10 protein-coding genes are annotated in these 12,068 nt (G+C 50.3%); 5 read left to right on the forward strand and 5 right to left on the reverse strand.

Annotated elements, in window-relative coordinates; genetic code table 11:
- Positions 1-1,391: 4-alpha-glucanotransferase (gene malQ / locus H6F80_RS14135; protein ID WP_190792175.1), on the forward strand; the 1,391-nt coding region annotated here is incomplete at its 5' end.
- 410 nt (positions 1,392-1,801) lie between these two features.
- On the opposite strand, the gene H6F80_RS14140 is transcribed toward malQ, so the two are convergent.
- On the reverse strand, positions 1,802-2,041 hold the full coding sequence (locus H6F80_RS14140) for a hypothetical protein (protein WP_190792176.1): 240 nt from the start codon (positions 2,039-2,041) through the stop codon (positions 1,802-1,804).
- 339 nt (positions 2,042-2,380) lie between these two features.
- Here H6F80_RS14140 and H6F80_RS14145 point away from each other — a divergent pair, with 339 nt between their 5' ends.
- Entirely contained in the window at positions 2,381-2,575 is a 195-nt protein-coding gene (locus tag H6F80_RS14145) for a hypothetical protein (protein ID WP_190792177.1), read from the forward strand.
- Between the two features lie 72 nt (positions 2,576-2,647).
- On the opposite strand, the gene H6F80_RS14150 is transcribed toward H6F80_RS14145, so the two are convergent.
- The gene (locus H6F80_RS14150; protein ID WP_190792178.1) at positions 2,648-3,058 is read right to left on the reverse strand and encodes a response regulator; all 411 of its coding nucleotides are present in this window, start codon (positions 3,056-3,058) and stop codon (positions 2,648-2,650) included.
- A gap of 173 nt (positions 3,059-3,231) precedes the next feature.
- Here H6F80_RS14150 and H6F80_RS29155 point away from each other — a divergent pair, with 173 nt between their 5' ends.
- Both H6F80_RS29155 and H6F80_RS29160 read left to right on the forward strand, forming a co-directional pair.
- The gene (locus tag H6F80_RS29155; protein WP_199296573.1) at positions 3,232-3,675 is read left to right on the forward strand and encodes a Crp/Fnr family transcriptional regulator; all 444 of its coding nucleotides are present in this window, start codon (positions 3,232-3,234) and stop codon (positions 3,673-3,675) included.
- Between the two features lie 27 nt (positions 3,676-3,702).
- The gene (locus H6F80_RS29160) at positions 3,703-4,002 is read left to right on the forward strand and encodes a Crp/Fnr family transcriptional regulator (protein ID WP_199296574.1); all 300 of its coding nucleotides are present in this window, start codon (positions 3,703-3,705) and stop codon (positions 4,000-4,002) included.
- A gap of 87 nt (positions 4,003-4,089) precedes the next feature.
- On the opposite strand, the gene H6F80_RS14160 is transcribed toward H6F80_RS29160, so the two are convergent.
- Positions 4,090-4,302: an NfeD family protein gene (locus H6F80_RS14160; protein ID WP_190792179.1), complete on the reverse strand. Its 213-nt coding sequence runs from the start codon at positions 4,300-4,302 to the stop codon at positions 4,090-4,092.
- Positions 4,303-4,801: 499 nt separating this feature from the next.
- On the opposite strand from H6F80_RS14160, the gene H6F80_RS14165 reads away from it, so the two are divergent.
- Positions 4,802-8,101, forward strand: a complete 3,300-nt coding sequence (locus H6F80_RS14165; RefSeq protein WP_190792180.1) for a hypothetical protein — start codon at positions 4,802-4,804, stop codon at positions 8,099-8,101.
- Between the two features lie 286 nt (positions 8,102-8,387).
- On the opposite strand, the gene H6F80_RS14170 is transcribed toward H6F80_RS14165, so the two are convergent.
- Positions 8,388-11,282 carry a tetratricopeptide repeat protein gene (locus tag H6F80_RS14170; RefSeq protein WP_190792181.1) on the reverse strand — a complete coding sequence of 965 codons (2,895 nt, stop codon included), beginning with the start codon at positions 11,280-11,282 and terminating at the stop codon, positions 8,388-8,390.
- A gap of 278 nt (positions 11,283-11,560) precedes the next feature.
- The coding region (locus tag H6F80_RS14175) for an SAM-dependent methyltransferase (protein ID WP_190792182.1) at positions 11,561-12,068 on the reverse strand (508 nt) is incomplete at its 5' end.

Here is a 12,068-nt window from a genome sequence, read left to right on the forward strand (position 1 = left end):
AGCGCATTTGGCAAATTCTCCCTCTAGGACCGACCGGATACGGAGATTCGCCCTATCTGGCATTCTCAGCGATGGCAGGAAATCCGCTGCTGATCAGTCCCGATCGCCTCAAAGAAGATGGACTGCTGAGCGAACAAGACTTTGAAGGACTGCCGGAGTTTCCGCAAAAAGTCGATTTTGGCTGGGTGCATCACGTCAAAATGCCCCTGCTGCGAAAAGCTTGCGAAGCGTTTCAGAATCAGGCAGACCCCGATCAGATCAAGGCATTTGACCAGTTTTGTCAGGACAAAGCCGACTGGCTGGAAGACTATGCCCTGTTTCGCGCTTTGAAAGATGCTCATGAGGGCGCAGGCTGGAACACCTGGGAAGAGTCGATCGCTAATCGCCAACCGGAAGCGATCGAGCAATGGCGCGACAGGCTCTCTTCGGAGGTATTTTTTCATAAGTTCATGCAGTTTCAGTTCTTCCGGCAGTGGTCGGCACTGAAGCAACACGCCAACGAGAAAGGCATTCGCATTATGGGCGATGTGCCGATTTATGTGTCGTTTGACAGCTCCGATGTTTGGTCCTATCCACAGTTTTTCTGTCTGGACGAAGCAACGAAAAAGCCGACGCTCGTGGCAGGCGTGCCACCCGACTATTTCAGCACGACGGGTCAGCTCTGGGGCAATCCGATTTACGACTGGGAGCAGCTTCAAAAAGAAGATTTTGCCTGGTGGATTCAGCGATTTAAGTCTTTGTTTGATCTGGTGGATCTGGTGCGAATCGATCACTTCCGCGCCTTTGAAGCGTATTGGGCAGTTCCAGGGCATGAAACAACTGCGATCAATGGCGAATGGGTTAAAGCACCCGGACGGGAGTTCTTCCAGCGATTACGGCAGGAGTTGGGCGGTTTGCCGATCGTGGCTGAAGATCTGGGCATGATTACGCCTGAGGTCGAGGCATTGCGAGACGATTTTGACTTTCCCGGCATGAAGATCCTGCACTTTGCCTTTGACTCAGACCCAGGAAATCCCTATTTGCCGTTTAACTATCCGCGCAACTGCATTGTTTACACTGGAACGCACGATAACGATACGACCGTCGGCTGGTTCTACAAACGCTCTCACGAAGAGCAGCAGCGCGTCATTCGCTATCTCGGCTGCACTAGCCAGGATGGCATCCACTGGGATTTAATTCGGTTGGCGTTTGGTACGGTGGCAAACCAAGCAATTCTTCCACTGCAGGATCTTCTGGGACTAGACAGCGATGCCCGGATGAATGCACCTAGCCAGCAAGAAGGAAATTGGAACTGGCGATACTGGTACGGTGCGCTTACCCCAGAACTGACGGGACGGCTGCGCTATTTCACTGAGCTATATGGGCGGCTGCGGCACGACGAAAACTCGTGATTTCAATCGCTAAAACTTAATTTCACTTAAGAACCAATCGCCTTAACAATACCTCAGATGCGATGACGCTCCCCGCAGTTCCGATTGAAATTCTGATTTAAGTTTTAGTTGAAGGGTGTATTTTGATTCAGCGCACTTCACGCTCTCAGGGGTTGCTGGAATGGTGCGATCAAAAGCAAGTGTCTGAGCCAGCAAGCCGAGCAGGCAGGACTGCAATGGTCGTGTTAGCAGAAAAGGGCACTATGCCAATTCTTTGACTATCATTTGCTGCATCAGGACGATCGATCAAAGCCCTAGAACACTCCAGCCCAGGCGCACATTTGTAGCCCCGAAGCCGTTCAAAGACTCGTAGGAGCCGCTTAACGCTGCGCTAAACAAATGCTGAAGCAGATAAAGACTGTAGCTCTTGACTATTCAGCACTCCGGGAGGTCAGCTTAGCGGAGGCAGGCTTAAGCAGCATCCAGCTTACGAAGAAGAAAGAAGCTGTTGCAATCTGAGCAATGTCGATCGCGGAAATGTAGCCATCGGCGAAGGAGGCAAAGCTGCGATCGAGAATGCCAAAAATCCAGGAGGACAAACCAAGCAGCCAGAGACCACTTCTTAAATTTGCGAGGAAGGGCATTAAATCTAAGGGATTCTCGGTGTGCATTGTTCTGCTCCTTTGCTAGTAAAAATAAAAGCGATTTGGATGTTTCGTGAGTTACGCAAGACTTGAATGAGCGATCGAAGCCTGACTAACTCAACTTTCCTTTAGCTTAAGAAATGTGACACCTACTTGACAATCCATCAATCTGGGTAAGTTAAGAAGGAATGAGATGTATTCCAAATAGCAGAACCGGAATAGTCCCTATGTGTGAGCGGTCTGGGCAAGAGAACGCTCTTATTTCTTCAGCCCATTTTTTATAACCAAGGCGCATCTTTCGCTGTAAGGTTAAGAGAAGGTTATAAACTTGCCTTGTAGACATGATAGAGATAAACGAATTCAGGGGTGACTGAACAAGAAATTCGAGTAGGCGATCGAGTCGAGATCCTCCAACCGGATTACGTCGCCGGAAAATTTGGCAAGGTTCTCACGCCTGAACTGGTGCAGGATGGGCAGTTAACAGGTCGATGGATTGTTAAAGTCGAGCATGAAGAGGTATTGCTGTCGCTGTTACCAGAGGAGCTTAGAGTCGTTTCCTGAGAATTGTTTGAAGAGTAACGCCTTAAGACTTGTCGTAAAGTATCTTGAACAGTTTCTAACCCAGCCCATTGTTTAGCCGCAAAGCATTCGCACCTTACACAGCAGTTCTACAATCGCGATCGGCTTGCTAACAATATCGTTTGCGCCTGCTGCTAAAGCTTCTTCTCGATCGCTTTCATCCGTGCAGCCTGTGAAAAGAATAATCGGCAAATATTTTAGTCTGGGACACTGGCGAACTCGCCGCGTGACTTCATAACCACTAATGCCTGGCATTACAACGTCTAATAACACCAGGTCGGGTGGTGATGCTTGAATAAGGGATAAGGCAAAATTGCCATCGCGGGCAACTGAAACCTGATATCCCTCTGTTTCCAGGACAATTTTTAGCAGCGAGAGAACGTCTAGAAAGTCATCCACAACCAGAATGTGAAAGGCAGCGGTTCCCTCGTAGTTGCGCGAAGCGTCAAACGATCGATAGTGCATAATTATGTACGGTTTCGTACACAGGTGGTAGGACTAGCATAGGCGATTTTAGCGATCGAATCTTCTGAATGTGTTATAAATCTGTAATTTCTCTTAACTTTTCTTAAAACTAAGTCTGCGATTGCTAAAATTCATTTCGCAAATATTGAAGAGCGTTAACTTGCAGAAATTGCATGAGGTTCGGGTCCGATCGTCCGCAGGAAGAACTGCGATTACCTCAAAGGGAGAACTGCTCCGCATCGCTTAATTTGCGGGTCGCAGGCTGCAATCATCTCTTCTGTACCCTCTCTCCAGAAGATCGGGAACGCATTTCCCTTCATCTCGAATCCGTTCGCCTGGAGGCGCAGCAGATTTTATATGATGCAGACCAGTGCATCGAGTGGGCTTACTTTCCGCTCAACTGTGTAGTGTCGCTGCTAACCGTAATGGAAGCCGGAGCGGCGATCGAAGTGGCAACCGTGGGGCGAGAAGGCATCGTCGGTCTCCCCATTTTGCTAGGCGTAAATCAGGTTTCCGGTCGGGCAATGGTGCAAATTCCCGGTGAGGCATTGCGGCTTCCGGCAGAAATCCTGATAGCTGAAATCGAGCAGCGAGGATTGCTGTATCACCAGCTTTAGCGTTATGCTCAGGCATTATTTGACCAGGTGACCCAGCTTGCCGCCTGCGATCGCCTTCATTTGATCGAGCAACGCCTCTGCCGCTGGCTGCTGATGACTCAGGATCGCGTGGGGGAGGGACAGTTTCCCCTGACTCAGGCATCCCTGGCGCAAATGCTGGGTGTGCGACGTGCGACGGTGAGCGTGATTGCGGGACGGCTTCAGCGATCGAACCTGATTTGCTATCGGCAGGGACAGATGGAAATTTTGGATCGATCGGGGTTGGAGGGGGTAGTGTGTGAGTGTTATGGAAAGATTCGGGGGGCACGTGAGCAGGTAGGTCAGTAGGTGAGTGGGTAAGATGCGTGAGTGGGCGAAGGAGGAAAGGGGCGGCAATCCTGATCCAGACAATGTTCTTTAACTGTTATTGAGCGATCAACTCTCTGCAATCGGCATTACGAGCAGCACCCTGCCCTGTTGTGCAATCACCATTACCACCTGTCCTGGGTACAAAATCTGCCGATAATCCCATCCATAACATTGTGCATACCAGTAGCTTCCCATTGCTTGGACTCGTCCCGGCTGGTTTGGGGTAATTGTTTCCTCGACCTTTCCCCAAAGCGGCGGATTAAACAGTCTTTCATTCATGCTGCACCTCCCTGATTCAATTTCAGGAGCGAATGTCAATTTTGATAGGAGGACTGCAAGCCTTCAGCATTCAAATCAATATAGTTACGATGCCGTTCAAAACTCCTCACAGCCAAAGGCTCAAATCAGCAGGTTCAGTCCCTAGCTCCAGCTTCATCAATAGAAGCAATATGATTTGAATGAATGCCTCTGCCTTGCATGAGTGCAATATCGGATGCTTACGATCGAAATACAAGGGGGCAATTGGGAGCAGCAGGAAGCAAACCCTTACTATTCCTGGGAAAATCTTCTCCAATCTTTTGTGTAATGAAATACTAAAAAAATTGTTGAAAAGCCAATCTTCTCCAGCTCTTGTGCTTTTTAGCACAAAAAATTGTGCTTCATAGCAAAACAATGCAATATATCTGGTGATTTCTTTGCCGTAGATAAATTACAGAGATGGATTTGTATCGCCAGTCAGTCTGGATTTTTCTCTAGATTTTTTCGGGTGTCTCCTTTTATGTCCGACAAACAGCAAACTCCCGACAATCAGCGAACGAAAGATCTGCACGATTACCTGGTTAAATGCTTTGCAAATACCCGAAAAAAAGACGGTACGATCAACAAACGCGCTCTAGGACGCCGCCTGACCAATGATGAAGAAAAAGGTCGTACACTTGCTGATAAGCTTTGCGACAGCAAACCCATTACAACGGGTGATTTAGTCGGCTTTATTGCGGGGCTACAAGCCTCTGGAGATCCGGAAAAAGGGCAACTGCTGACGCCAGAGGAAGTTCTGATTGCCCTGCTGAAACTAATTGACTTGACTCCCGATGAAAGGGAGCAGCTTGGCTTATCTTTGGGTGAAGAGCAAGTTTTGCTTCAGCAGGTACTCCTGAATATTTGGCTAAATCAAAAGCATGATTACGGCAAGCTTTTGAAGCTCTATCGCACTTCGATCGGCTTAGATGAGGTCCAGGAAGAGCAACGCCAAACCTCTGCTTTAAAGCAGCATATCGAGCAACTAATTAAACAAATAGCAGAGCAGAGTCTTCAGTACCTGCCAGAAGGGGAGTACAGGCAAAGGCAGCTTCGTGAACTCTCGCAAAAAACTCAGCGCGAAGTAGAGCGGATTCTGCTTAGAGGCGGCGGGCAGGTCCAGCTTGAGAAAGATCGGGGGGATGACTACATCCGAGCCTACCTACCCGATGGTTTTATCGAAAAGCTAACCAAAGCCGTCATTGAAAATGAAGTCCTAACCCAAATTTTTCCGATTTATATTAAGACCATCACGATTCAGGAATGTGCTCCTCTGCCGTTGCCTATCAGCGATCGCTTTTCTGCCAGACCGGGTCTATTCCATGCGCCTTTCCTGGATCTTGACCCTGACAAATCGCAGGGCAAGGAAGATAAACTGCATGGCAAGGAGATTGCTTCGCAGTATGCCCACAAGGTAACGGTGCATTTTTACATCCGGCTTCCCCCGAGCTACCAGCCGCCTGAGGAAGTGAAGGATGTCTTTGCTCAAATCAGGCGGGATGATTTAGCTGGGCAGAGAATTGACTTTTCAGTCAGCAGTACTGGAATTGGAGGAACGCTTTCCCACATCATCAAGATCATTAACAGCACCCTGCTGTCGAACATTCCCGGACTCGCTGAGTATTTTCCGATCGCCCATGATGTGGTCGTGCATGAGGAGATTATTCGCAATAACATTCCGTCTCCCATCTGGGCACATACGCTAGTGCGGCTTTGCAAAACCGAAACGCTGTCGAGGGCAATGAGTGACAGCAGTGAGGCAAATCAGCTGATTCCCTATGAGCGATTTGCGTTTGGCGATCGCACAGCGCGGGGTGAATACTGCGGCTTTGACCTGATTTTGTGTCCGGCGATCGCGGCGTTACAGGCTCGGCTGCGGGCAATTCGGTACACAGGCATTACGCCAGACCAGTATCTTAAAGAGCTGACCGATCGCATTTTGCAGCACCGATGTCTGCAAGAAGCCAGAAAATACGTCACTGCCTATCCTTTTTCGTCCTTTGCTCAGGAGAACTATCTGCTAGAAACCCTGCTGCGAGATTGGAGCAGTTCTCTTAAAAAGGACGATCCCTATATTTGGATTGAAGCCTGCCTGACTATTGCGGAAACCTATCTGAATGAAGGTCTATATCGGCGATCGTGGCTCTATCTCAAGGCAGTTGAGAAGGCGATAAAGCGAATTTCTGATTCGGGTCTGGACTGGTATAAGCGATTTGGACGCAGCATTCCGACTGAGACGGACTTTAAAATTTTTTCCGGGACGCTGCTCGTTTATTTGGAGCTTTGTCGGGCACTGTATTTTTATTATGTCAATCGATTGGCTGAGCTAGGAAAACGGGAATATCTGCCGGATTATATCCCAGAAGATATGAACCTAAAAACCTTTCACGAAACCCTTTTAAGTGCATCTTGGGAAGCCCTCAATCGTGCTGAAAAACACCTCACTATTCGCCTGGCAAAGTACTTTTTGATTCACGAAGTTTCGCAGGGAACCTTTCACCCCCACTATCACCTCTTGGCAAAAATCTACTTCCTCCGCGCTCGCATTCTCACCTTCTTTCCTGAAGTACCTTATGACGACGCTGATTCCCCGCACCGCTTACCTACTGATCGCAACGTTGGCGACAACAAGCGTAACGAAGCTGAAATTCATGAGGGTCGTTTATACCTGCTGGAGAAAGCCCGCCTTTATGCTGCCAGTGACGGAGACACTGAGCGGTATTCGTGCTACACCGCCTATCAATCCTGGATTTATTGGATAGTGTATTTTGCACGTCATCAATTTAGATCACAATCAGGAATCCTACCCAGAGATTGCAATCTTTGGGCAAAGCAACTTCGCGATCATGCCCTGCTCTCTTACACAGACGTTGGCAGAAAATGCTATTACCAAATCAAAGAAAAAAGTGGTGTAGAAAAACCGCTCGTTCCTAACTTGAAAAACTACGATATCGGTCCAATTCCGCCGATCGTTGAAACCCGCAGACTTTTGAATAATCAGCAGCCGGAAGATGGAGAAGTACTTTATCTGGAAATGACCTATCTGGCTGTGCAAAGAGGCTGGTTGAATCTAAAAGACGGCGGCGAACCTAACGAAACCATTTATCTGTTTGGTGCTGGAGCCAGCTATCTTTTATTTGCGCGGGGAATGTATCAGCTGTGTAGTCTGGAGAAACAGGAATTCTCCGAAGCTCCCATCAAGACGGTTGCGGATTGGGATGAAAAGTTGAAGGTTGCCTACCGCTTGTTTAGCTACGCCTGGGCAATGGCGGACGCGGGGGGAACGATCGAAACGGTGAGTGAAGTGCCAGGGTCTAGCCCACCAGCTCAGCCAACCCAACGATTAAAAATTAAGCGGGACTTCGCACTCTCCAACAGAAATGGACATAATCGAGATGTAGCTTCGGTTCGCGACCTATACCCCAACCAAACAAGCGAGATAACTGATTTAGCTCAGGTTTTTGCAGCAACTTGTGCCACACTCCGTCTGTATACGGCTTCGGTAGAAGAACGGGATGCACTAAACCAGGATATCGAATGGCTCCTTCAAAACCTACAAAAGCCAGAGTTCTGCCAACAGCCCGGCATTGCCCGCCAACTTCGTGAACAGCCCTGTTTCAATGGGCATCTGACAAGTTACCTCGTCCAGTGCAAGCACATTTTGCAGGAAGCAAAACAGCAGGCACAGCGTTCCCAGAATCCCGCCCGCGATGCTTCCTTTATCACAGAACAGCGCGATGCTTTAGTGCGGAAATTGTTTAATACGCTCCATGATCGATAAAGAGAGGCAAACTTAGGGTGCAATCGCCTTCAGCTGTGAAGCATTACGAATGCTGCTGTAAACGAGCAACGATTGCAGGGCTTAGGGCTCTCACCCTCATTATGGGTCATCTCATCGACATAGGTTATTAGGCGAAATCCACACTGACTTTCCAAGTCGCAAAACCAAACAACTCGATATCGAAATAAGGCTATGACCGAACGTTAATTTTTTCCGTCGCTTAATCTAACTTTCAACACTTCTGATTTGACTCATAAAGGCACAGCCGTTAACTCCCCTATTTCCCCTAATCCGTCAGATCCTTAAACCTTGCCTCGCGTGAGAGTTCGGTAAAACTTGGATCGGTTTTGGCTTCTTTGCGGTAGCGAGGGTTGAGTTCGATCGCCAAACGCAAATTCTCTAAAGCCAGCTCCGTTTCGCCCTGAACCGCGTAGCAGGTGGACTTGTTGTAGTAGGCACTGGCGTATTCGGGTTTGGCTTTAATAGCGCGGTTGAAGTTTGCCAGGGCTTCTTTGTCGCGTCCGAGTTGCAGCAGGGCATAGCCACGACTGTCCCAGGCTTTAGCGTTATTGGGCTGGAGGTCAGTTGCTCTTTCCAGGGAATCGACGCATTCCTGATAGCGTCCCATTTCCAAGAGTGCCAAACCGCGATTCAGCCATGCCTTTGCGTCTTCGGGGTCGAGTTGGGTTGCCCGATCAAAGGCGTTGAAGGCTTCCTCCGATCGCTGAAGTGCCCCCAGGACTACGCCGCGATTGATCAGGGCTTCAGTGTAGTCGGGCTTGATTTCCAGGGCTTTATCAAACGACGTGAGGGCTTCCTCGTAGCGTTTCATCCGATTCAGGGTAACGCCGCGATTCAGCCAGGCTTTGTGATCCTGGGATTGCAGCGTCACGGATCGATCGAACACTGCCAGAGCCGCATCGGACTGTTTCAATTCGCGCAGCACAATGCCCTGGTGATACCAGGCGATTGCGTTGGCAGGCTGGAGCTTGGTCACGCGATCGTAAGTAGACAGTGCCTCATCGTATCGCTGTAGTTCTTCGAGTGCCCGTCCCCGGTTGAACCAGACTTCGGCTTGGTTGGGTAGGGAAGCCAGTGCTTTGTCATAGGACGTGATCGCATCGGCATAGTGTTCAGCAGCGAGTAGGTCATTGCCCTGCTGCACATAGTCTTCGGGACGCATGAACAGTTCGGGCTGGGTCGACCGCAGCAGATTGAGTTGCTCGGTGAGCGTCTGAATATTCTGCCGCACGTCTGCCACAAAGGACTCGGCGACAAACTGGGGCGAAAGCTCTGCCAGTCGGCGAAGAATCTGATCTTTTTGCACCTGCGCTTCTGACTGGATCGATCGCAACTGTGCCGCCACTTCTGCCTCGATTTGCCGCAGGGATTGCAAGGCTGTCTGTCGCTGAGATTCCGCATCGCCCTGGAAGCGATCGACCTGTTCACCAAGGCGGGCTTCGAGGCGATCGAGGTTTTGCCGCAGGCGATCACGCTGTCCCTGCACGTCTCCTTTAAGGGTGGCAAACTGGTTGAGTAAATCGGTTTCTGCCCGCTCCAGGTTGCCCAAAATCTGATCGCGCTGTTCCTGAACCGTAGCGGGAATCTGGCTGAGCTGGCCGGTGATGTCGCTGGTGAGTTGGGCGATCGTCTGGCGCAGTTCTTCCCGTTTCGCCTGGGTATCGACCTGGAAGTCGGTGCGCTGGGTCGTGAATTCGGCATCGATGCGATCGAGGATCTGCTGGAGTTCGGCTTGTTTGTTTTGTGCTTCTATCTCCAGGCCGCTTTGCTTTTGGGACAGTTCGGCTTCGATCTGGGTGAAAATGCGCTGCAAGTCTACTTGTTTTGCCTGGGAAATGGCTTCCAGGGTTTGCTGCTGAGTCGCTAACACGGCATCCAATTGAGCCAGATTACGCTGAATGCCGTCTCGCTGAAGCTGGGCATCGAGTTCGAGTTCGCGAATTCTGCCTTCGAGTTCTGCCTCTAGCCGTTCCAGGTTTTGCCGGAGCTGGTTTTGCTGCGTTTGTGCTTCTGCCTGCCATGCCGATCGCTGATCGGCAAAATCAGTGGTGAGCTGACTCAGATTGCGGCGAATGTTGTCCTGCTGTGCCCGAATTTCCGATTCCAGGTTCGATCGCTGGGTAGACAGTTCGCTATAAAGCTGTTCCAGCGTTTGCCGAATTGCATCGCGCTGTGCTTGAGTGTCTGCCTGAAGCTGTGCCAACTGAAACGTGACATCGAGCCGCAGTTTTTCCAGACTGTCAAAAAGCTGATTCTTGCGATCGTTAATGTCGTCCTGAATTTGAGCAAACTGCCCGACAAACTGAGACTGCTGCTGCCGGATGCCCTCGATAATATTGGATTTTTCCTGGTCAACCTGCAATCGGGCATTGGTTCGCAATTCACTTAAGTAAGGCGAAAGCTCTGCCACCAGATCGCTGAACTGCTGAAGCGTTCCCTCTTTGTGTTCCTGGGCGATCGACTGATACTGACTAATTCTTGCTGCGAATTCTGCCTCGGATGCGGATAGCGTTTGCAGCGACAAATCTTTCTGCGACTGCACGTTGAGCTGAAGCTCGGCAATCTGATTTGCAAAGTCCGTCTCTATCTCCTCTAGCCTGCGCTGTGCAACAAGAAGCTGCTGTTCCATGCCGTTTAGCAATTCATGTTTGCGCTGGGAAGCGTCCGCCATAAGCTGGGACAGTGCGCTGCGCTTTGCCTCGATCTCGTGTTGAAACGCCTCCGCATCTTCGCCCAGGTCGCCTGCATAGTTTTCGTAGTCTTTCAGGAGCCGCTGCACTTCGTTCTTTGCTTTGCCGATCTGCCGCTCCAGGTCATCGAGTTCCTGAATGTGGGACTTCACGATCGCCGTCACTTCTTGCAAGACCGATCGCCTCAACAAATACAGCCCAATCAGAGCTGCCGCCAGCAGAGCCGCCAAAACGCCGAGCATGATATTAAAGAGCGTTGCCGTCTGGTTCACCTGCCTGAGGCGCTCGAGTTCCTGCTGCTCGGTGGAACTCAGGGCTTGCGCCAGGGTGAGATTCGCAGGCTCGGCTGATATCAGGATTTGCCTGCGAGATGGCTGCGCCTGCACTGCTCCTGGGGATAGCCACCCCAGCCACAGCAAAAACGTTGACAGCACTACGCCACTGCGCGAACCCCATCCCCAAAATGTCATCGGCTTGCTCATCAGGACTTGCCCCTGTCTCCCGGTCAATCGGTACTTTGTTTTATATAAGGTATGTGCGATCGTCTACCTACTCAAGGGTAATCAAAATCGCTCCCCTTGCGGCAGGAATCTTGGTTGGGGGCGAATGGAGAGATGAGTGGATGGGTCGATGAAGGGAGTGAGGAGCTGGGGGGAAGGGATTGGATTCGTCTCAGAGGTGCTGTGCTGCTCCTAAATCACCCAATTTTGGCGGAGTTTGAATGATGGAAGGCAGTTTAAGCATCGCTTTAAGGAGCCAGCAGTTCCGGCGGAACAACTTCGGGAACCGTCCATTTATAGAGAATGTGCAGCTTGCTCGGTCCACGCACAACTTCGATTTCTTCAGGCTTCCAGTCGCCCATATCAAAACTGTGAGAAATAATGCGGGTCCCGGGCTTAAGCTGGGTCAGCAAAATTGGGCGCAGGCGCAGATTGACGTCGGGCAACAGGTAAAGCGTTACGACCGTGGCATCGCGAAAGTCTGCGGTAAATAGATCCTCTTCGCGAAACTGGACTCGATCGCTTACCCCTGCCGCTTGGGCATTTGCCGTCGCCTGAGCCACCAGTTCTGCATCAATCTCGATCCCAACCCCTCTTGCGCCAAACTGTTGTGCGGCGGTAATTACCACTCTGCCATCGCCGCTTCCCAAATCGTAAATCACATCGTCTGGTCCTATATCTGCCATTGCAAGCATCTGGTCAACCACAACTTGAGGAGTCGGGACATAGGGAGCTTCAAGCGGTTCTTCAGATTGA

This window comes from Leptolyngbya sp. FACHB-711, from assembly GCF_014695615.1.
GTDB lineage: Bacteria > Cyanobacteriota > Cyanobacteriia > Elainellales > Elainellaceae > Leptolyngbya_A.